This window comes from Halomonas salipaludis, assembly GCF_002286975.1.
Taxonomy (GTDB): domain Bacteria; phylum Pseudomonadota; class Gammaproteobacteria; order Pseudomonadales; family Halomonadaceae; genus Franzmannia; species Franzmannia salipaludis.
Genome location: NZ_NSKB01000010.1, coordinates 137,059 through 157,544 on the forward strand (window position 1 = coordinate 137,059; position 20,486 = coordinate 157,544).

20 protein-coding genes are annotated in these 20,486 nt (G+C 57.7%); 5 read left to right on the forward strand and 15 right to left on the reverse strand.

From position 1 onward, the window contains the following. Positions 1-19: 19 nt before the first annotated feature. Genes CK498_RS22405 through CK498_RS22420 form a run of 4 tightly spaced genes read right to left on the reverse strand, consistent with a single transcriptional unit; the run spans position 20 to position 3,657 of the window. Positions 20-1,306: an MFS transporter gene (locus CK498_RS22405; protein ID WP_095623080.1), complete on the reverse strand. Its 1,287-nt coding sequence runs from the start codon at positions 1,304-1,306 to the stop codon at positions 20-22. Beyond that, positions 1,287-2,303: an alcohol dehydrogenase catalytic domain-containing protein gene (locus CK498_RS22410; protein WP_095623081.1), complete on the reverse strand. Its 1,017-nt coding sequence runs from the start codon at positions 2,301-2,303 to the stop codon at positions 1,287-1,289. The genes CK498_RS22405 and CK498_RS22410 overlap by 20 nt, the downstream gene beginning before the upstream one ends. After that, positions 2,303-3,121 (reverse strand): SDR family NAD(P)-dependent oxidoreductase, encoded by an 819-nt coding sequence (locus CK498_RS22415; protein ID WP_095623105.1) that lies wholly within the window; start codon positions 3,119-3,121, stop codon positions 2,303-2,305. The genes CK498_RS22410 and CK498_RS22415 overlap by 1 nt, the downstream gene beginning before the upstream one ends. Before the next feature lie 8 nt (positions 3,122-3,129). Further along, a complete protein-coding gene (locus CK498_RS22420) occupies positions 3,130-3,657 on the reverse strand; it encodes a 2,4'-dihydroxyacetophenone dioxygenase family protein (RefSeq protein WP_217987838.1) in 528 nt (175 codons plus the stop codon). 271 nt (positions 3,658-3,928) lie between these two features. Here CK498_RS22420 and CK498_RS22425 point away from each other — a divergent pair, with 271 nt between their 5' ends. After that, positions 3,929-5,725: a sigma-54-dependent Fis family transcriptional regulator gene (locus CK498_RS22425; protein ID WP_095623082.1), complete on the forward strand. Its 1,797-nt coding sequence runs from the start codon at positions 3,929-3,931 to the stop codon at positions 5,723-5,725. A 165-nt stretch (positions 5,726-5,890) separates the two neighbouring features. Here CK498_RS22425 and CK498_RS22430 read toward each other — a convergent pair whose 3' ends face one another. The 10 genes from CK498_RS22430 to CK498_RS22475 form a co-directional block, all read right to left on the reverse strand. Then, positions 5,891-6,688 carry an IclR family transcriptional regulator gene (locus tag CK498_RS22430; protein WP_095623083.1) on the reverse strand — a complete coding sequence of 266 codons (798 nt, stop codon included), beginning with the start codon at positions 6,686-6,688 and terminating at the stop codon, positions 5,891-5,893. A gap of 18 nt (positions 6,689-6,706) precedes the next feature. Then, positions 6,707-7,996 carry an NAD(P)/FAD-dependent oxidoreductase gene (locus tag CK498_RS22435; RefSeq protein WP_095623084.1) on the reverse strand — a complete coding sequence of 430 codons (1,290 nt, stop codon included), beginning with the start codon at positions 7,994-7,996 and terminating at the stop codon, positions 6,707-6,709. Positions 7,997-8,025: 29 nt separating this feature from the next. Then, positions 8,026-8,754, reverse strand: a complete 729-nt coding sequence (locus CK498_RS22440; protein WP_095623085.1) for an amino acid ABC transporter ATP-binding protein — start codon at positions 8,752-8,754, stop codon at positions 8,026-8,028. Then, entirely contained in the window at positions 8,751-9,416 is a 666-nt protein-coding gene (locus tag CK498_RS22445) for an amino acid ABC transporter permease (RefSeq protein ID WP_095623086.1), read from the reverse strand. The genes CK498_RS22440 and CK498_RS22445 overlap by 4 nt, the downstream gene beginning before the upstream one ends. Before the next feature lie 120 nt (positions 9,417-9,536). Beyond that, positions 9,537-10,349, reverse strand: a complete 813-nt coding sequence (locus tag CK498_RS22450; RefSeq protein WP_217987839.1) for an ABC transporter substrate-binding protein — start codon at positions 10,347-10,349, stop codon at positions 9,537-9,539. Between the two features lie 308 nt (positions 10,350-10,657). Further along, positions 10,658-11,599: a dihydrodipicolinate synthase family protein gene (locus tag CK498_RS22455; RefSeq protein ID WP_095623088.1), complete on the reverse strand. Its 942-nt coding sequence runs from the start codon at positions 11,597-11,599 to the stop codon at positions 10,658-10,660. Beyond that, on the reverse strand, positions 11,596-12,594 hold the full coding sequence (locus CK498_RS22460; RefSeq protein WP_095623089.1) for a phosphoglycerate dehydrogenase: 999 nt from the start codon (positions 12,592-12,594) through the stop codon (positions 11,596-11,598). The genes CK498_RS22455 and CK498_RS22460 overlap by 4 nt, the downstream gene beginning before the upstream one ends. Before the next feature lie 3 nt (positions 12,595-12,597). After that, a complete protein-coding gene (locus CK498_RS22465) occupies positions 12,598-13,875 on the reverse strand; it encodes a TRAP transporter large permease (protein WP_176475882.1) in 1,278 nt (425 codons plus the stop codon). Next, positions 13,872-14,387, reverse strand: coding sequence for a TRAP transporter small permease (locus CK498_RS22470; RefSeq protein ID WP_095623091.1), 516 nt, complete (start codon positions 14,385-14,387; stop codon positions 13,872-13,874). The genes CK498_RS22465 and CK498_RS22470 overlap by 4 nt, the downstream gene beginning before the upstream one ends. Before the next feature lie 44 nt (positions 14,388-14,431). Continuing rightward, a complete protein-coding gene (locus tag CK498_RS22475) occupies positions 14,432-15,460 on the reverse strand; it encodes a TRAP transporter substrate-binding protein (protein ID WP_095623092.1) in 1,029 nt (342 codons plus the stop codon). A gap of 134 nt (positions 15,461-15,594) precedes the next feature. Here CK498_RS22475 and CK498_RS22480 point away from each other — a divergent pair, with 134 nt between their 5' ends. From CK498_RS22480 to CK498_RS22495, 4 genes are all read left to right on the forward strand, one after another. After that, positions 15,595-16,290 (forward strand): GntR family transcriptional regulator, encoded by a 696-nt coding sequence (locus CK498_RS22480; RefSeq protein ID WP_217987840.1) that lies wholly within the window; start codon positions 15,595-15,597, stop codon positions 16,288-16,290. 44 nt (positions 16,291-16,334) lie between these two features. Beyond that, positions 16,335-16,649, forward strand: coding sequence for a tyrosine-type recombinase/integrase (locus CK498_RS22485; protein ID WP_217987841.1), 315 nt, complete (start codon positions 16,335-16,337; stop codon positions 16,647-16,649). A gap of 401 nt (positions 16,650-17,050) precedes the next feature. Next, a complete protein-coding gene (locus tag CK498_RS22490) occupies positions 17,051-19,906 on the forward strand; it encodes a DNA methyltransferase (protein WP_095623094.1) in 2,856 nt (951 codons plus the stop codon). A 48-nt stretch (positions 19,907-19,954) separates the two neighbouring features. Then, entirely contained in the window at positions 19,955-20,299 is a 345-nt protein-coding gene (locus tag CK498_RS22495) for a DUF1153 domain-containing protein (protein WP_229359191.1), read from the forward strand. 6 nt (positions 20,300-20,305) lie between these two features. On the opposite strand, the gene CK498_RS22500 is transcribed toward CK498_RS22495, so the two are convergent. Continuing rightward, a partial coding sequence (locus tag CK498_RS22500; RefSeq protein ID WP_176475834.1) for an ATP-binding protein occupies positions 20,306-20,486 on the reverse strand: 181 nt, incomplete at its 5' end.

The window sequence follows — 20,486 nt, forward strand, 5'->3', positions numbered from 1 at the left end:
TTGACACTACATACAGGACTCAATTGGGTTGCGTCGAGGCTAGCGTCTCTTGCGACCGCTTGGCCAAGATCGCTGGTGCCGTCTCCTTGAGACCCAGCGCCAGAATGCCCGCAAGGACACAGATACCACTCATCAGCCATAGCGGCGCGGACTGGCCGGCAACGTCGGCTGCAGCACCGGCCAGGGTAGGCATAACACCGCCACCCAGTATTTCGCCGATACCACAGACGAAGCCGAGCGTGGTGGCGATGTAACGTGGGTCGACTGTTTCGGAGGGAACGATGGCCATGAACAGCGGAAATATCCCATTCAAGGACCAGCCGAAGAAAAACAGGATGGCCAGGATGAACGCGTGTCCTTGGAAATACATAGCGCTCAAGGTCAGAATCAGCCCCATGAATGGCGTGATGATCATGACCGGCTTGCGACCCACCTTGTCGGAGATACCGCTGACCACGAAGCTTCCGACGGCAGCCGAGATGCCCAGCGTTCCCATCAGCCAGCCCATCGCTTGGGGGGAGTAGCCCCGCACACTGGTGAGGTAGATCGGCATGAAGGACCAGCAAACCACCAGATAGCCGATCAGCAGGATCGCCATGAGTGAACAGATGACGATGTTTCGATGCGCGAGCATCTCCTTGATGCTCGGACGCTGGAAGGCGGGTTGATCATCTACGGCGGACGGAACCGGAGCGATTCCAGGCTCACGCATCAGCCACCAGAGAAGTCCGGCGGCAAGCAGCCCGGGAATCCCCGCGAGGAAGAAAGCCTCTCGCCAGCCAAAGGTCGAGGCGACGGCGACCAGCACCACCGGGGCCGCGAAAGAGCCCAGCAGATTCGACCCGAAGTTCTGCATCACGCCCATGGCCACGCCCCGGCGCTCCGGCGTGACTTCCATGGCCGTCACCGTCTGCGATATCGGCAGGATGGGGCCCTCTGCGACCCCCATGAGTAGTCGCGCGCCAAGCAGCATTAGGAAGGAGGTGGCGAGCCCCGTCAGAAAGGAGCAAAGGGAAAAAATGATGGTGGCCAGAATGAGGAAGATCTTTCTTCGCCCACTGCGATCGGACATGGCACCAAATACGATTCCCGATATGGCCCAGGCAATCGATAGCGCAGAGGCTGTCAGGCCTATTTGAGTATTCGTCAGTCCGAGTTCGGGCTGAACGAATGGCATCAAGAAGCTCAGCGCATTCCTATCGAAAAAGACGATACCGAAGTTCAAACTCAGCAGTGCCACCAGAATAATCTGATAGCGTGAGCTGGCGCGGGCGTTGGGCATGACGTTAGCATTGTTGTTGTTCATGGCTAATTAGCACCTTGCATTGTCGAGTGCGGTTTTTCAGAGCCTCGAATACCGATGGCACGTTCTGCAGCGGCACCGTCTCGGTAATCAAGTGGCGAGGTTCGATAGCGCCGGCATTGAGCATATCCAAGGCACTTTCGTACTCGTGTTGGGAAAAGAAAGCAGCCGTCTGAAGGCGTATCTCCTTCGACAAGGCGGCAAAGGGAATGAAACTGTCAGGCTTGGTACACAGACCAAGGAGCAAAATGGTGCCATGGGGGCGCACCTGATCGATGGCTTGGGCAATGAGGCCTGGAACACCGGCACACTCGAAAACGATGTCCGCTTTTCCTCCGAGCTCACGCTCCGCGCCCTTCACGGGATCGTCTGGCGTGCAGACGAAACCGGTCGCCCCCATGTCATGGGCCCGCTGCTCCTGGTACCGGGCGATGTCCTGGATGACGACCTGCCTTGCCCCGAAACGACGCGCCCAGAAAGCAACCGCCAGACCGATCGGACCGGCCCCCAGAACCAGGACGCGATCGCCGGGTTGCATGCCGGAAAGCCGAATCCCATGAAGCGCGACGGCAAGCGGCTCGACGATGGCGCCGTCATCCGTGTTCACGCCATCGGGTAGCGCAATGCACTGCCGTGCCGCGGTTGCCGCATACTCGCCATAGCCCCCGCCCTCGAGCACCATTTGCCGACACCAGGCCGGGTCCCCCGACCGGCAGGAGAGGCAGTGCCCGCAACTTCGGAATGGCATGACGGAAACCAGCTGCCCCGTGCGCAGATTGTCGACCGCGGCGCCGCAGGCAACGATCTCACCGGCATACTCGTGACCCATCACATCGCCGGGGCAGAGTCCGAAGACGGCATCTTCGGTCATGTGCAAGTCCGACCCGCAGATCCCACACCGCTTCACCTGGATGACGACCTCGTCATCGTCCGGCGTGGGATCCGGAAGCTCACGGATTTCCAAAGGCCTATGTAACTCATGAAAAACGGCAGCACGCATCAGCCTACCCTCCCCAGAGACGTCCCCCCATCGATGACCAGCTGTGCTCCCGTCATGTACGAGGACGCATCCGAGGCCAGGTAGAGGGCGAGCGCCTTGATCTGCTCCGGTTCCGCCAACTGCCCGAGGGGCACCTTGGCATCCCAGCTGCGGCGTACGGTTTCGTCTTTGAGCCAACCGCCGCCGATATTGGTGATAAAGCCCCCCGGCGCAATGGTATTGACACGTATCCCAAACTCCGCGAGCTCCAAGGCCAGTTGGCGGACCATATGCGAGACACCGGCCTTGGCCGGCATATAGGGGAGCCCCACCACGGGCTCAGTGATGATGGCGGCATTCGACGAGGTGACGACGATGGATCCGCGACGACGAGGTTTCATATATTTCGCCGCCATACGCACGGTGTTGAAAGTACCGGTCAGATTGATGGCGATCGTCCGGTCCCAGCGTGCGGGATCCAGGGTATCGACCTGCCCCTCTTCGTTGCGCCACCCGGCTGGATTCCAGAAGCCCGCGCCCGGATCGATCCCCGCATTGGCGAAGACGATATCCAGGCCGTCGAAGCGGCGAACATGTTCCTCGAATGCCAGATCCGTTTGAACTCTGTCGGTCACATCGAGTGCCTGGGCATATACCTCGAAACCTCGCTCTCGCAACCGAACTGCTTCATGCTCCGCGGTCTCGGTATCGATATCCGTGAGCGTGACCCTGGCACCGTTTTCCGCCAACACTTCTACATACGCGAGCCCCAGGCCCGAGGCACCACCCGTTACCAATGCCGAGCGCCCCTCGACACTGAATTGTTCAAAAATGCTCATGGCATCCCTCACAGAAACAGCTGATCGTTAATGGGAATGCCGTTTTCTTCGCAATAGGTTACGTAGTGGTTAATGAACCAGAAGACATCGAGAGTCTCTGCCCACTCTCCGTTTTCGTCGTAGAATTCGTTGGCTCCCTGCATCCAGAACAGCGCTTTCATGCCATTCGGCTCATCGGTCACCAGCGTGTGGGCCTGGCCGGGCATTTCGGTGATAAATTCACCGGGCCCGCAGGTCCAGTCATACTCCAGATAGCGAAATGTCCCCTCCATTCCGACAGCCCAGACCATGCCACGGTGCTTATGCGTGCCAATGACGCCCGGGCCTTTTATCCATAAGATATTGCAGTAGACATTGTTCCTGACATCGAAAGCGAGATGGCGTATCGCCGCGTTTTCGCCAAAAGGAACCCATGGGCTCTCTGTTTCTGAAGTCCCGACGTAGCTCCCTTCTCGTCCAAAACGATCCTGCATCGCCTTCATCGGCTCGGGTACTTCGACGACCTTATAAGCAGTGCTTGCAGGTGCATTTAACACGGTCTTTCTCCTCTAAATGTTGAGACGTATGTCTTGCCAATCAACTAAGAGCAAGCGTCGTGCCACCAACACAGAGGAATAGACCTTTGTATAATAAACAGGCATAACTCCCCATTGAGCCAGCAGAATCTCCCCCACCTTGAAGACCAATGGATAACGGCAAAGAAGAGAGCGATCCTTTAAGATTTATAAAATTTATTATTTTTACATAATTTTTTTGAAAACCGAGACAAGATCGAATTCGTTTCTACGACTTTGGTAGGGTGAATAAATGCCCAGAGAACTGCGCCTTTCGGAGATCGCAGCGCAAGCGAAGCGAGCCAATTCCGTCGAAGATGCGCTGCATGCCGGAGATCCTCCGACGCTACACGACTTGACGGAGAGTCTTCGCTTCACACCCAACGACGGACGAATCTGGTTCGATACACGACGCATGCTGCTGTTTGGCGCCAACTCTTTTGGCGCCTTGCGTCGAGAGCTGATCGAGGCCCTAGGCCCCATCGGTGCACGCGACTTGCTGATGCGCGTCGGTTTCTCGGCCGGTGCTTCGGATGCTACGTTCGTGCGCAAGCACTGGCCGGATAGCGATGATGCCGGGGTACTAAGCGCAGGTGAGCGCTTGCACGCCGTCATGGGGATGGTCAAAGTCGAGACGATACGGCGCGATCACGATATTCCGAATGGCACTTTCGACGCCGAGTTTCTCTGGCATGACTCCATCGAAGCCGCTGAGCACGTCAAAGCATACGGACTATCCCAGGAACCGATCTGCTGGATGCAGCTCGGCTACGCCAGCGGCTATGCCAGCGCCTTCTATGGCAAGCGCGTGATATACCGTGAAGTGGAGTGCGCCGGCTGCGGCGCGTCGCACTGCCGTATCGTGGGTGAAACGACAAATGAGCGCATGGACGACATCGATGATCTCAGTTGGCTGCAGCTCGATCGGCATACATTGCCAAACACCGAGACACCGACTCGCACCGCTCGCAGAAAGACCGAGGCTTCGTCTCCCCGCGTAGACAATCCCAGCGGTGACGGCATCCAGAGAATCGTGGGCATCTCTGCCGCTGTCAGCGTCGCCTTGCAGAAGATAGAACGTGTCGCCCCTACACCTGCCACTGTGCTGCTCAATGGCGAGTCGGGCGTGGGCAAGGACCTCTTCGCCAACGCGCTACATCGCAACAGCCTGTTGGCCGATGGCCCCTTCGTCGCCCTCAACTGCGCGGCAATCCCCGATACGCTGATAGAGGCCGAGCTGTTCGGCGTGGAGAAAGGCGCCTTCACAGGGGCGGAGCGCACCCGGCCCGGGCGCTTCGAACGCGCCAATGGCGGCACCCTCTTTCTCGATGAAATCCCGTCACTGAGCCTGGAAGCCCAAGGCAAGCTGCTGCGCACGCTGCAGAATGGCGAAATCGAGCGCGTCGGCGGGGGGCAGTCGATCCAAGTCGATGTGCGGATCGTCGCCGCCTCGAACAAGGATCTTTTCCAGGAGGTGCAGGCCGGCCGCTTCAGAGAGGATCTCTACTACCGCCTGAACGTCTTCCCGATCCGACTTCCGCCGCTCCGGGAGCGACGCGATGATATCCCGCTGTTGGTCGAGCATTTTTCACGCCACTACGCCGGGCGCTATCGAAAATCCATTACCGGGCTTACCCGGAAGGCCTCCGACGCCTTGCTGGAATACCACTACCCCGGCAACATCCGCGAGCTTCAGAACCTGGTGGAACGGGGTGTCATCAATGCCATGGATGGCGGGCCGATCGATGTCTTCCACCTGTTCGAGGACGCCGGGTTCTCCTCAAACCCTGGCCCCAAGCTAAGAATCAACGACGCGGGAGATCTCGAGACGACCGGCCCTGCCGATTCCGCTGACGCCAGACCATCCAGCAGTGTCGACGAACCTGAGGCCGAGCGGGAGGTGGAGATGCTCGAACGCGTACTCAGCGCTACCGAAGGCAATGTCTCCCAGGCCGCACGCGAACTTGGCATCACTCGAGCCAAGCTGGCCTACCGGCTCCAAAAACTGGGGCTGGATCCCGGTGCGTACCGCTACCCCAACAAAAGGTGAGTGCTGTTGGGCATCAATTTAAGCGCTCATTCGGGGCCTCGAAGGCCTCTGGGCTGACCATGCCAGTCGCACTGGCCTTGCCCAAAAGAGTCTCCATTGGCACAACTTGCCAGCCATAGGGCACGCAGCATCGTGCCAAAATCGGGTTGGTATCGAGATATCCTGCTATCTCGCTCGGGTCCTGGCCGCTTTGGTAATCGCCCTCGCGCATTCTACGAGGGGAGGGCCAAGTTGCTTCAACGCCTCCGGCAGCGTCCAGCGGCTGGTCGGCGCCGTGATATGCACTGCCGCCACGGGCTCGCCCACCGCATTCAACACCGGTGCGGCGACATTTAGATCGCCGATGAAGAATTCAGCATTGTTCCACGCCACCCCCTGGGTCCTACACTCCTGAATGATCGCCACCAGCGCATCGATGTCGGTGACCGTATCGGGGGTGTGCTCGAGCAGCTCGGTGCTTTCTAAATAGCCGCGTACGACTGTCTCGGGCAATACCGATAAGAAAGCGCGCCCTGACGCTGTGCAGTACATCGGCACGCTGCTGCCGATGGGCATATGGATGGGGATGTAGTGGCGGCTGGTGAACCGCGCCACGTACACCATGTCGTTGCCACTGGGCTCGGTGAGAGAAACCGTCTCCAGGCAGCGATTGCTGAGGTCAGACAGGTAGGGGTTGGCGCAATCCACCAGCAGGTCGGTTTCGAGATACTTCGCCGCCACGGTCATGATCTTGATGCCGATACGGTACTTTCGGGTACCTGGCACACGCTCCAAATATCCCAATTGCTGCAGGGTGTGAGTGATGCGCTGCACCGAGCCCATGCTCATGCCGCTGAGCTCCACCAGTTGCGACAGGCTCAACTGGCCGTGGTGTGCATCGAATAGGCCGAGCAGGCTGAACGCCTTCTCGATGGATTGGTTGAATAGTGCCGAGCGCCCTGCATCCGGTTCCTTTCTTGTCATTCTGCGATCATCCTTTGTCTATCGTTCAAGCCAGTCCTTGAGCCGATAGTAATTCACCATGCTGCCGACATAGAAACGCTGCAGCCCGTGCAGCGGAATCGGCCGAATGGGCGTGATCGGAAAAGGCAGGCTGTCTTTCAGCGAGTCACTTCCCAGCGTTTCACCGATGAGCTTGCCCAGATGCGTTCCCATGCCTACGCCACGACCATTGTACCCGAGTGCCACCGTGAGCCCGGGAGCAGGTTGGTGGACATGAGGCAGGGCGTCGCGTGTGAGCGCCACGCGACCTGCCCAGCGATACTCGATCCCAACGTCTTGCAAGGCAGGGTAGAGCTTATGAATGGCGCGCTCCAAGTGGCGAAAATCCTGAGCGCCCTGCGGCTCGTGAAAAGGGCCACGCCCCCCCATCAGGAAACGCCCCGAGCGGTCACGGCGGAAGTACAGCAGCAGCTTGCGCGCGTCCGAGACCACCACGCCTCCCGGCAAGATCGTCGCGCCTTCCGCCTCGGACAGCGGTCGGGTCGCTATCTGGTAGCTGTTAGCGGCAATCAGGCTCTTTTCCAGCCCCTTATACAGCCCTCCGGTATAGCCGTTGGTGCAAAGCAACACCTGGTCGGCCTCGACGTTCCCGCCATTGGTTAGCGTCACCTGCCACTTGCCCGCTTCACGCTGCAGGGCTTCAACCGCCGAGCGTTCGAAGAGCCTTGCGTCTGCCGCTTCGGCCGCACCAGCCAAGCCACGGGCATAGGCCAAAGGATTCAGGCCACCCGCCCGCGGATCGCACCAGCCACCGAGATACGCCTCGGAGCCCAGGCGCCTGGCGCACTCGTCGCGATCGAGCCACTCGACCTCGACGCCTCGCTCCGACCACTGCCGGGCTCGCGACTGGATGACGTTCAAGGCGGTATGGGTGGCCGCAGGCTGGATCCAGCCATGACGCATGGCCTCGCAGCGTATGTCGTGACGACGGATCAAGTCGAAGACGACGTCGGCATTGCGCGCACTGACATCGATCATCCGCTCACCGCGCTCTCGGCCATAACGGGCGATCAACTCGTCTGGATCATACTTCAGCCCCGGTATCACCTGGCCACCATTGCGGCCCGAGGCCCCCCATCCTATCGAGCTAGCGTCGACGAGGAGCGTGTCGATCCCTCGCTCGGCAAGAGCCAAGGCCGCGGATAGCCCCGTGAAGCCGCCGCCTACTACCAGTACATCGGTTCGATGATGCCCTACCAGGGCGGGTCGAGGTGCAGCCGGCGGCGCGGTATCGGCCCACAGCGAAGGCGACATCGGGGTATCGGTCATGAGGCGTATCCTTGCGTTCTTTCGCTGTATCAGTGATTCAGTACACGCCGCAGGAAGTCCTGCGTGCGTTCATGCTGGGGCTTGCTGAGCACCGTCGCGGCACTGCCCTCCTCGACAATCTGGCCGCCGTACAGAAAGCACACCCGGTCAGCGACCTCGCGGGCGAAACTCATCTCATGGGTGACCACGACCATGGTCATGCCCTCCGTCGCCAGGTCGCGCATGACCTTGAGTACATCCCCCACCAGCTCAGGGTCCAGGGCCGAGGTGGGTTCATCGAAGAGGATGGCATCGGGTCGCATCGCCAAGGCGCGGGCAATGGCCACGCGCTGTTGCTGCCCACCGGAGAGTGACTGCGGATAGGCATCCACCTTGTCGCCAAGCCCCACCTTCTCGAGCAGCTCGATGGCGTGTTGGCGTGCCTGCTGGCGAGGCTCGTGCTTGACGTAGATAGGCCCCTCCATGACGTTCTCGACGACCGAACGGTGGGGAAACAGGTTGAAACGCTGGAAGACCATGCCGACCCGCGTACGCAGCTGGTTGATGTCCTTCTGCTGCGTATCGACGCGGTTATCGTTGATGGCTATTTCCCCCTCATCGTAGCTTTCCAAGCCATTGATGCAGCGCAGCACGGTGGACTTGCCGGAGCCCGATGGGCCGATGAGACAGACCACTTCGCCTGCTTCGACTCGCAGACTGACCCCCTTGAGCACCTGGGTCTGGCCAAAGGCCTTGTGGATATTATCAATGGTGATCACTTGCTTGCCCCCTTCGCGGACTTGCCGAAATAACGTTCCAGGCGATTGACGCCGAAGATCAGCGGCAGGCTGAGGGCCAGGTACATCAGCGCCAGCATGGTATAGACAGTGGTGTTCTGGAAGGTGGAGGCGGCTATCAACTGGCCGGCACGGGTCATTTCGGCAACCGTAATGGTGGAGGCCAGCGACGAGTCCTTGAGGATCATCACCGAGGTGTTGCCATAGGGTGGCAGGGTGATGCGGATGGCCTGAGGCAGGATGACCCGGCGCATGATCAGTCGACTCTTCATGCCAATCGACTTGGCAGCCTCTATCTGGCCTGCATCGATGGCTTCGATACCAGCGCGGAAGTTCTCCGCCTGGTAGGCACTATAGGCAATGCCTAGCCCGATGATGCTCGCCTGGAAGGCGCTGAGCTGTATGCCAAGCTCGGGGATCACAAAATAGATATAGAAGAGCTGCACGATGATGGGCAGGCCCCGTAGCACATTGACGATGGTGCTCGCCGTCATCGCTAGCGCCCGGATGGGTGACAGCTTCATCAGGGCCAGTATCAACCCCAGCACGGTGCTGAGGATCAATGCCCCAAGCGTGATTTGCACAGTGACGACTGCGCCTTTTAGCAGGATCGGGAAGAACGCTGCGACGTCGGAGAACTCCATAGTCTGCCTTCTGGTGTCATGCGCCCCGCGTAGGCGGCAACAGCGTGCCGCCGCGGCATGAGCGATTCATCAGGAAAAAGGGGGAAGGCGCCGGTCAAGTCCGGCGCTGGGCACTCGCCGCTACAGACCCCATGCGTCGAAGATGGCCTCTAGGGTGCCGTCTTCTTGCAGCTTGGCGAGCGAGACATTGACCTGTTCCAGCAGCTCGATATTATCCTGGGCGACAGCCAGGCCAATGTAGCCGACCATCTGCTGCTCATACTCTTCGGCGAGTTTCAGATCAGGAAAGCGCCCCTGATTCAGCTGATAGCTCATGATGGGCGCATCGCCCACACCGGCAACGATCCTCCCCACCGATACATCACGCATCATGTCGGCGAGGGTGTCGTAGTTGCGAATCTCGGGAAACAACCCACTCTCCTCGAGCTGACGGACATACGTCGTGCCCACTTGGGCTCCAATTACCTGGCCTTCGAGATCCTCAAGCGTAGCGATGTCTCCCGAGTAATCACGCTGGATGATGACGCCCTCGCCATAGGGATAGACATCGTCGCTGAACGCTACCACCTCGGCACGCTCCGGGGTCTTGAGCATGGCGGCCGAAATGATATCGATCCTGCCGGACGTCAAAGACGGGATCAGGGCGTTGAACTGTGACTCCTGCACGGTCACGTCATAGCCCATGTCTTCACCGAGTGCATTGATCACCTCGACCATTGCACCCGTGATTTCATTGGTCTGCACATCCAGAAAAGTAAAGGGGATACCACTGGGAGTGCCGCCGGCACGCAGCGTTTCTTGGGCTTGAGCAGTGCCGAGCCCACTGGTCAGTAGAGCGAAGCCCAGTATCCCTGGCATCAAGCATTGCTTGGCCCATTCGGCAGGGCGACAGAGCCGGGTCTTCGTACAATTCAGAGAGTCGGTAAACGTCATGGGACACCTTGTCTAGATATTGGATTGTTATCGACAGGTCGTGCCTGAGGCACACCTAGACACTAGACGAGGTTATTTTTATCGGCAAGAGTTATTTTTTATCGATATTCGATAAAGCAACACGACGCCTGTGCGACTAAGCCAGATTAGGGGGCAGCAGGCGGCTGTTGAAGCGAGCGTAATCGTCGGCATCTCGATCCTGCTGCGCGACATCTACGTACTGTTTACCGGGCATACACCGTCGGTCCGCAAGGTCGTAAGCCTGTCGTGTAGCTGACGATGGCTGGCAAGCCCACGGGCCCACCGGTTCATGCTGTCGCCATCAGTTCGCGAATCCGGGCGCGGTAGTGCTCGGTGCCCTCCAGCAGGCGGTCGATGACCGGCTCGACGCCCCAGAAGCGTTCGCGAATATCAAAATCGATGACTCGCGAATGATCGCTATCCAGCGTCCCCAGGCGTTGATGAAAGCGTTTGGCCAGCTTGGGATAGCCCATCGGCTCGGTTTGCGCCGCCAGCACCAGGAAGGTGGCCAACTCTTCGGCGAACGTCGGATACCGAGCGCCGTGGTCGGCCAGCCAGCGATAGAGATCGGGGTGGATGTTGTTGAACACCCCGCAGAAGCCGGAAGCGCCGGCGCGCAGGGCGGGCCAGGCAATCGCTGCGTTGGCGTTATTGATGCCCAACGGGGTGTCCTTGACCAGCGCGATGCGCCGGATGACCGTTTCCAGATCGCAGGAAACGTCCTTGAGCAGCGCGAACCTACCAGTGTCGGCGCAGTAGCGCAGCTCGTCATCGCTGAGAAGGCGACGAAACGGTGCTGGGCATTCGTAGAGGCCCAGCGGCATCTCGGCCGGCAGGGCCATGAGCAGCGCATCCAGGTTGTGGCGAAAGACCTTGGCCGCGTCGTCCTGCGCGGCCAGACGGTTAGTCACCAGCACGATGCCGTCGATGCCGGTGTCTACCAGTGCCTCGAGCTCGCGTCGCTGCTCGCCCGGTGAGTCGGAGACATGGCCGGAGGCGACCACGGGCACGCGCCCCTTTACACGCTCGGCGGTGAAGGTGGCCAGCGCGACACGCTCCTCTAAACTCAGATACTGCATCTCCGAGGACTGACAGACCGCGAACAGCGCCTGCGCGCCGTTGGCCAGATACCACTCGATCAGCGCTTCGTAGCCGTTCCAGTCGATCTCCCCGAGCTCGCTGAAGGGGGTCAGCATGACCGGGATGATGCCATTGATCGCATGCGTCATCGGGCAGCCGCCTCCAGCGTCTCGGGATTGATCACATAGGGGGTGAGTGCGCTGACGTCGCCGCCCAGCCAGGCCAGGACGTTATCGACGCAACGCCGGGTGACGCGTGCCTCAGCCATGCTGTCCATGCCCGATACGTGAGGGCTGAGAATCACGTTCTCGAAGCGCCGGAGTGGGCTGGTCTCGGGGAGTGGCTCGACCTCGAAGACATCGAGCCCGGCGCCCCCCAGATGGCCGCTCGCCAGCGCCTCGACGAGCGCCGCTTCATCGATCAGCGGCCCGCGCGAGGTGTTGATCACGATCGCTCCGCGCTTCATGCCGGCGAACGCTTGGCGGTCCAGAAGATGACGGGTCGCCGGCGTCGATGGCGCATGCACCGACACCAGATCGGCCCGCGACAGCAATACCTGGAGTGACACCTTGGTTACCCCGGCGGCCTCGGCCTGGGCATCGCTCAGCGCCGGGTCGTGCACCAGCACCTGCATTCCCTGACCGAGCAGCCGACGCGCCATCGCGCCGCCGATCCGGCCCAGGCCAACCAGTCCGGCGACACGCCCCCAGAGGCCGGGGTGGAAGCCGTCGAAGCGCCACTCCCCGGCCTTGACCTGGGTGTCGCGACGGGCGATGCCGCAGGCCAGCGCCAGGGCCATGGCGTGCGCGTACTCGGCCACGCTCTCGTGATTTTCACCGAAGGCCATGGCCACGGGTATGCCAGCTCGCGTCGCTGCCGCCACATCTACCTTGTCGTAGCCCACTCCCCAGCGGGCAATGATCTTCAGGTCGCGAGCCGCGGCCAGCACCTCGGCGGTATAGGGCTCACCACCGGCGATCGTCGCCACCACGTCCTGCGCCAACATCTGGCTCAGCGTCGCCGCATCTGGCAGGCGTCCAGTCTCGTTGACCTCGACCCGGTAGCCCGCCTCGCGCAGCGGATCGAACAGCGGACTGGCATCCGTGAATTGCTCAGTCAGCACAAGTACCTTGTTTGCGGTCATGACTCACTCGATCAGATTGGGAAGGAAGGTGACCAGGTCAGGCCACAGAATCAGCAGCGAGATCGCCAGGATCTGCGCGGCCAAAAACGGCAGGATGGCGATGAACATGCGGCCGATACGTATCTCGCCGATCTGCGCCGCCACGAACAGACAGATGCCCACCGGTGGCGTCATCAAGCTGAGCGTCCCCGAGAGCAGGAACACCATGGCGAACTGCATCTCCTCGATACCCAGGGCACGGGCGATGGGCAGCAGGATCGGCGCCAGCAGCAGCACCTGCACACCCGGCTCCAGAAAAAAACCGGCGATCAGCAACACCGCCAGCACGAAGAACAGAAAGATTGTCGGGTCGCCAGCGAACAGTACCGTCATCTCGCGCACGCCACTGATCGCTCCGGTCACCGTCAGCACGTAGGAGAGCACCGAGGCCCCCGCGATGATCAGATAGAGATTGGAGGTGGTACGGATCGCACTCTTCAGCGCCTCGATCACGCTCGGTCCAGAAAGCGTGCGCAACACGAAACGCCCCAGCACCAGCGCGTAGACGCAGGCGACACCTCCGGCCTCAGTGGCGGTGAAAGCCCCCGAGAGCGTCCCCCAGACGATGAACAGCGGGATCGAGAACACCAGCAGGCTCTCCAGCGCGAGCTGCCCGCCCGGCTTGCGCACAGCCTCGATCTCTCCTTTCGGCAGGCCCTTGCGCAGTCCGGTGAGAAACACCACCACGGCGCAGGCAAGGCCCAGCAGTAGGCCAGGCACGATGCCGGCAACGAAGAGCTTGATGATCGAGACCTGCGCCACCGAGGCGTAGACGATCATGATCACGGAAGGCGGAATGATCGGGCCGATCATCGAGCTGGCCACGGTGACCGCCGCGGAAAACTCGCGGGTGTAACCCTGCTTGGGCATACCGGTGATGAATATCTTGCCCAGCGCGGCGGTATCGGCGATCGCCGTGCCGGAGATCCCGGCGAAGAACATCGATGCCAGGATGTTGGCGTAGGCCGCACCGCCCTTTACCCAGCGTGTCATCTTGGCAGCGAAGGTGATCAGCGTTTCGGTGATCCCGCCGCGGTTCATGAGTTCACCGGCGAAAATATAGAACGGCGCCGCCAGCAGCGCGAAGTTGTCCAGGGAGCTGAAGAAACGGGTCGGGATGAGCACCATCGGGAAGCCCGCGAGCCACGCCGCGGCGGCGCCGGTCAGCCCCAGCGCGATGGCGATCGGCGCCCCGACGAGAACCAGGGCGAAGAAGCTGGCGAATACAGCTGCGGGACTCACGCGTCGGCCTCCAAGGATGCACGCTGTGGCGGATCGATCCAGGCAGCGACGACCTGGATCGCGATCAGCAGATAGCCCACGATCACGGCGGCGTAGGGAATCCACATCGGAAGGCGCATCGACGGTGACACCTGACCGGTATCCAGCAGGTAAGGTAGCCCGAAGCCCACTACCACGGCGGACAGGGTGAGCGTGGCGAACAGTGACACCAGCGCCGCCGCTTCCCGCAGTATCCGCCAGGGCACCAGATCGATCAGGTCGATCGCCATCTGCTCGCCGCGACTGAAGATGCTGCCGGCGGCCAGGTAGACCGCCCAGACGATGCCATAGCGCATGGCCTCCTCGCTCCAGCCAAACGGTTCCCCGAGCAGATAGCGAGCCGCCACAGCCAGAAAGTTGATCGCGATGATGAGCGCGAGCATCAGCGCGGCCAGGTTCTCGCAGGCAGCCGACAGCCGCCGGCTCGCACGAGTAAAGGCCCGGCAGCCACGCCAGTTGGCGATAGACTTCATGATGTCCCTATACGGCACGTTGGGTGGAACGCCATCGGCGAGCCTTATCGACTCTCGCCCTTGGCGTAGATCTCCTTCTCGATGTCGCGCACGCTGGCCACGAACGACTCGACGTAGTCAGCACCAAGATTTTCCGACAGGAAGTCCAGCACCGGCTGCTGAGTCACATCGCGGAACTGAGCCTTCTCTGCGGGGGAGCTGACATGCACATCGACCCCCATGTCACGGATCCTCTGGGTATCGTCGAGGTAACCCACACCCTTCTCGGCCAGCATGATGGCCTCGTAGAGCTGTACGCCATCGATCACTGCCGCCCGGGCCTGATCGCTCAGGCCGTCGAGGAAATCGGGGTTTGCATAGACGAATACGGCCGAGAAGATATGTTCGTCCATCGACATGTACTTGACCACCTCGGCCCAGCCACCATTGATGATCGTCGATGGCGGGTTTTCCCCACCATCCACGACCCCCTGACGAATCGCCATGGCGCTCTCGGGGAAAGGAATCGGGGTCGGCGCGGCACCCAGGCTCTTCATCAGCGCGATCATCACCGGGCTCTCCATCGAGCGCAGCTTGAGTCCCCCCACGTCAGCGGGGGTCTTGATCGGGCGAACGTTGTTGACGAAGTTACGGAATCCGTCAGCGGCGAACCCCACGATGCGCAGCCCAGCCGTATCCTCCACATCACTGACGAAGTCCTTCATGATCGCTGACTCGTTCATGAAGGTGACCGCCACCCGGGTCGAAGGAAAAAGATAGGGGATTGAGAACGCCTGTACCTTGGGGTAGAAGGAGGCGAGCGCGCCGTCGGTGGTAGCCGTCATCTGGAAGATATTATTGCGCACATTTTCCAGTATCTCGCGGTCTCCGCCGACGCCGCCGTGCAACAACTGAACCTCGACTTCACCGCTGGAGTGAAAGTCGACGTACTGCTTGAACGCCCGCATGGCATGGGTTTCCGGATTATCCGATTCGGGAAGTGTGGTCGCGAAGCGTAAGGTTTCCGCACCGGCCATGCCGGCGAAAGCCAAGCTGATAGCCGTGAGGACGAAACCACCAAGCATCTTTTTCATGAGCACTTCCCCTACACTTTACGTAACCGATCGACTGTATCCATCCCATGGCGATAAGATGTAACATGTTAGACAGATGTCAACCAATTAGACCAAGGTGGAAGCCTTATCATCAACCGGAAAGACGCCGCACCATGACGGACCAGGAAAGCACAACCACCGATGTACCGCAGGAGAAGCCCTCTCACTCGATGAGCCGCACGGCGTACGAGCGCATAGAGACCTTGTTGAATTGCGGCGCACTGCACCCGGGGCAGGTGGTGTCCCAGCGGGAGCTGGTGGACATGACCGGCGCGACGCTGGCCTCGATCCGCATCGCCATCCCGCGGCTGGAGGCGGAGGGGCTGCTGCAAACGCTACCCAAGCGTGGGTTGATGGTGCCGAGTCTCGATGTCGCCTTCGTGCGCGACGCCTATCAGCTACGTCAAATGATCGAAGTGGGCGCGATCGAACACGCTGCGACATCGCTGCAGCCCGGCCAGATCGCCGCCTGGATCGAACGCCACGAGACGCTGCTAGACTTGCTCGTGCAGGATCGCCACCGGGAGATCAGCGCCGAGCTGCAAGCCCTGGACTGGTCGATGCACGAGAGCATCGTGGCGGCAATGGGCAACAAGCTGATCGACAACACCTACCGCGTGACCTCGATCAAGACGCGCATGGTCGTGCAATCGCGACTGCAGATCACATCCGACAACGCGCGTCGGGTGCTGGAGGAGCATCTGGCCTTTCTTCGCCCGCTGGCGAATAGAGACATCGATAGCGCTCGGGCCGCGCTGAGCCAGCACATAAGCAATTCGCTGGACTTAGCGCTGGGCGCAAGGAACTGAATAGAGTCCGTCAGATTGGTGCCTGAACCGCACCGGGATGGGGGGTGCGGACGGGATCTTGGGCTACATCGGAGGATGCCTATCAGGCCTTCACCAACGCCCTGAACAAGACCGGCATCCAGCTACCCAAGGGCCAACGCAGCCACGTACTCAGGCACACCTTTGCCAGCCACTTCGTCATGAACGGTGGCAACCTGCTGACCCCGCAAAAGATACTCGGGCATCAATCGATCCAAATGACCATGCGCTATGCCCACCTGGCACCCGATCACCTGGTGGAAGCGGTCAAATACGGCCCGAAAATGCCTGTTGACACAATAGGAATTTTGGTACAGCGGCAAGAGGGAAATATACGCTAAGGTATTGATTTTGGTGGGCCCAGCTGGACTCGAACCGGCGGCCAAGGGATTATGAGTTCGCTTTTAAATCAATAAGTTACTGATACCCAAGGGAAAGCGACAGTAATCGAGCGAAAGGTACAGTTCTTTTAAATCAGTAGCTTAGCGAAGGCTGAGGATAGTACATGTAGCTGATGTGTGTACTATAATGTACCTCTGAACAGGCTATGGCAAGATGGCTACGGTACAGGATCCATGCCTTGCATGAGCAGACAAAGAAGCGTGAAACCAAACCAGTACAGTCATGATGATATGGCTGTGTGGCTTAAGTGGTGAAGAATATGCTCCAAGGCAATAATATCATAGAAAGAGCAACAGACAACATTGTATAATCTGGAAAAATCGACTAACGCAGGAAAGTGATGGAAAACAGAAAGCAAAGCCTTGAAGAGTTCGTCACATGGTGCAAAAGGCATATCACAGGCGATGAAAAGGGAGAAGCTCAAATATTTCTTGACCACCTTTTTAAGGCTTTCGGACACGAGGGGCTTAGAGAGGCAGGAGCAACTTGTGAGGTACGAGTTAAAAAAGAAAAAAAAGGGACTAGTTTTGCCGACCTAGTATGGAAACCCAAAGCCCTTATTGAAATGAAAAAAAGAGGCGAAGACCTCTCAAAACATTATCGCCAAGCCTTTTACTACTGGACGAGACTTGTACCAGACCGACCAAACTGGGTAATACTATGCAACTTTGACGAGTTTTGGGTCTATGATTTCAACACACAGATGGATACGCCGGTAGACAAAGTATCTCTACGCGAGCTTCCTGACAGGTATGGGCCGCTTGCCTTCATGTTCTTTAAGGAAGATTTACCTGTATTCGGTAACCATCAAGAAAAAGTCACCCAAAATGCTGCAGACAAGCTTGTGGATATCTTTCGCTCTTTAGTTGAAAGAGGCGTAGATCGAGAACTAGCTCAGCGCTTTTCACTACAGGCTCTCGTTGCCCTGTTTGCTGAAGACATAGGGCTGTTAACAAAATACTTTTTCTCTAGGCTTTTAGAAGACTGCACTTCATCTGAAAAATCATACGACTTAATCGGGCAACTGTTCACTGAAATGGACACTCCTGGAACAACCTCAGGTGGAAGATTCAAGGGAGTTCCTTATTTCAACGGCGGGCTTTTCAATAAGCCTGCCAGAATTGAGTTACAAGACAATGAGGTTGGGCTGCTAAAAGAAGCCGCAAGATTTGATTGGTCAAAGGTAAGGCCAGAAATATTCGGCTCAATATTTGAGCATAGCATGAACAGTAGTGAACGAAGGGCATCAGGGTCACATTACACTACTCCCGTGGACATTATAAAAGTCGTAAGCCCAACAATAGTAGAGCCATGGCAAGAAAGAATTGAAAGCGCTAAGACTCTAAAGGGGTTAGAAACCCTGCTTATGGAGATTGAGGGTTTCAAAGTACTTGATCCTGCATGTGGCTCTGGCAACTTCTTGTACATTGCATACAGGGAAATAAAACGCTTAGAGGCGCGCATTTATGAACGCATGGCAGAATATAGAAGCATCGACCCCTCTCAGCGCCCAATGGGTTTCGTCAGTACAAGTAGCTTCTTTGGTATAGACCGAAACGAATTTGCCGTAGAGCTTGCTAAAGTCACGATGATGCTTGCGCACAAACTCGCGATAGATGAGCTTCATATAAACGAACAAGCCTTACCACTGGACAACTTAAACGACAACTTTACAGTCTGTGACGCACTAATAAACAAAGATGGTGAAAGAACAAAATGGCCAGAGGCAAACGTTATTATTGGCAACCCTCCCTTTATTGGAGCAAAGCGAATAAAGCCTGAGAACGGAGATCACTACAGCAAGCTTCTAAGGGCTGCATACCCTGAGATTCCAGGCATGGCAGATTACTGCGTTTACTGGTTTAAAAAAGCTAACGACTTTCTCATCGAATGTACTTCAAAAGACTGGAAGTCTGGGCGAGCAGGTTTGGTAGGAACTCAAAACATCAGAAGCAATGCCAGCCGGAAGGGAGGTCTTGACGCCATATGCAAAACTGGAACAATTATTGATGCGGTAGACAATCAGCCTTGGTCAGGAGAAGCAAATGTAAATGTATCAATTGTGAACTGGGTGAAATCTAAAGACACCTCAATTATTGGAAAGAAGAAAAAGCTATGGTCGATTATCAAGCAGGAAAGGAAGAAAACACCTAAGAAAGGAAAAGGACCAGCAAAAAAATACTACGAGCTAGCTGTCAAAGAAGTTTCTCATATAAATGCTTCACTGTCTGATAAGACTGATGTCGGAAATGCTCATGTGCTTAAGCACAAAGACTCAATAAAGCAATCTTTCCAGGGTATAACTCCAGGCCATGAAGGCTTCGTGCTACCAAAATCAGAAGTGGAAAAGTTTCCAAAACCTGAAAGAGGAATATTTTTCCCTTACTTAGTGGGTGATGAGTTCTTGAGTGGGAAAAGTGCCGATCGGTATATTCTTGACCTTGGGCAAAGCAATATTTTAGAGGCACAAAAATATAAACACGCTTTCTCCTACATTCAAGATACAATACTTCCGGATCGGAAAGAGGCTGCCAAAGACAGGAATGGCAATATTAGACCTCATCACAAAGCATTCCTTAAGAGGTGGTGGCAGTTATCCTGGAGACGAGAGGAAATGCAGAATTCTATTGAGAAACTGCCACGATACATTGCCTGTTCACGGGTCACGACGAGGCCAATCTTCTTCTTCGTTAACTCCAAGATAAAACCTGGCGATGCTTTACAAGTTTTCTCTTTCTCTGATCTTTATAGCTTTGGTATTTTGCAGTCGTCTGTGCATTACAGCTGGTTCCATGCCAAGTGCTCTAACATGAAGTCTGACCCCAGATATACGTCTCAATCTATATTTGAGACATTCCCTTGGCCACAAGATGCTTCAACACGCCAAATCGGAGATGTCGCTGAAGCTGCTAAGAATCTCTGCTCAATAAGAGATCGTTATCTAAGCGAAAACGACTCCGGGCTTAGAGGAATATATAAAACACTCGACCTTCCCGGCGTTAACCCTCTGAAAGAGGCACATGAAAATCTTGATAGCGCAGTCGAGAAAGCTTATGAATTTTCTACAAAGAAAGACATTCTATCGCAGCTTCTAGAGCTCAACGAAGAAGTATACCAACGAATAGAAAGGGGAGAAGAAACCACACATCCAGGCATACCCACCAGCTATACGGGAAACAAGGAGCTTCTGAAGTGACCCCCTCCATAGCTGCACAGGTTATAGTGCAGCAATCAGGAGGACGAGATGAGTAACGAACCCACCGTCAAACGCTGGACCGCCAAGCGCAAAGCCGCCGTGGTCATGGATATTTTCAAGGGCAAAACCACCGTCGCTGAAGTGGCTCGCCAGCATGACCTCACCGTCTCTGAGGTCGAAAGCTGGATTGAAGAGGCCCAGCGTAATATGGAAAACGGGTTCCGGGCCCGCCCCAAGGACATCCGCGAACAGTATGAGTCCGAACTGCGGGAAACCAAGGAGGCACTGGGCGAAGCTCACTTGCAGATCTACGCGCTAAAAAAGTTCAAGCTATGCGACGTCAACTACTTTGGCCGCTTGGCGACAATTAAAATGGCCGGTTGGGTGGGGTAATTGTCGTCAGTCTGACGACCCGGCTTTTCCTCCTTGTAATTGACGTTGATAAGCACGCTTACGGTAGCTTTCCCCGCTCAGCTCCATCAGCGTGGCGTGGTGCACCAACCGGTCGATGGCGGCCACCGCCATCATGCTGTCGGGGAAGATGCTGTCCCAGGCGCTGAACGGTTGGTTGGCGGTGATG

What these genes read in the sequence shown, in the direction of transcription:
- CK498_RS22445 (WP_095623086.1), bottom strand. Translation starts at nt 9,416, where the DNA reads ATGGAGTTCTCCGACGTCGCAGCGTTCTTCCCGATCCTGCTAAAAGGC.
- CK498_RS22410 (WP_095623081.1), bottom strand. Translation starts at nt 2,303, where the DNA reads ATGCGTGCTGCCGTTTTTCATGAGTTACATAGGCCTTTGGAAATCCGT.
- CK498_RS22480 (WP_217987840.1), top strand. Translation starts at nt 15,595, where the DNA reads ATGACGGACCAGGAAAGCACAACCACCGATGTACCGCAGGAGAAGCCC.
- CK498_RS22490 (WP_095623094.1), top strand. Translation starts at nt 17,051, where the DNA reads ATGGAAAACAGAAAGCAAAGCCTTGAAGAGTTCGTCACATGGTGCAAA.
- CK498_RS22495 (WP_229359191.1), top strand. Translation starts at nt 19,955, where the DNA reads ATGAGTAACGAACCCACCGTCAAACGCTGGACCGCCAAGCGCAAAGCC.
- CK498_RS22460 (WP_095623089.1), bottom strand. Translation starts at nt 12,594, where the DNA reads ATGACCGCAAACAAGGTACTTGTGCTGACTGAGCAATTCACGGATGCC.
- CK498_RS22435 (WP_095623084.1), bottom strand. Translation starts at nt 7,996, where the DNA reads ATGACCGATACCCCGATGTCGCCTTCGCTGTGGGCCGATACCGCGCCG.
- CK498_RS22430 (WP_095623083.1), bottom strand. Translation starts at nt 6,688, where the DNA reads ATGACAAGAAAGGAACCGGATGCAGGGCGCTCGGCACTATTCAACCAA.
- CK498_RS22450 (WP_217987839.1), bottom strand. Translation starts at nt 10,349, where the DNA reads ATGACGTTTACCGACTCTCTGAATTGTACGAAGACCCGGCTCTGTCGC.
- CK498_RS22475 (WP_095623092.1), bottom strand. Translation starts at nt 15,460, where the DNA reads ATGAAAAAGATGCTTGGTGGTTTCGTCCTCACGGCTATCAGCTTGGCT.
- CK498_RS22425 (WP_095623082.1), top strand. Translation starts at nt 3,929, where the DNA reads ATGCCCAGAGAACTGCGCCTTTCGGAGATCGCAGCGCAAGCGAAGCGA.
- CK498_RS22405 (WP_095623080.1), bottom strand. Translation starts at nt 1,306, where the DNA reads ATGAACAACAACAATGCTAACGTCATGCCCAACGCCCGCGCCAGCTCA.
- CK498_RS22470 (WP_095623091.1), bottom strand. Translation starts at nt 14,387, where the DNA reads ATGAAGTCTATCGCCAACTGGCGTGGCTGCCGGGCCTTTACTCGTGCG.
- CK498_RS22415 (WP_095623105.1), bottom strand. Translation starts at nt 3,121, where the DNA reads ATGAGCATTTTTGAACAATTCAGTGTCGAGGGGCGCTCGGCATTGGTA.
- CK498_RS22455 (WP_095623088.1), bottom strand. Translation starts at nt 11,599, where the DNA reads ATGACGCATGCGATCAATGGCATCATCCCGGTCATGCTGACCCCCTTC.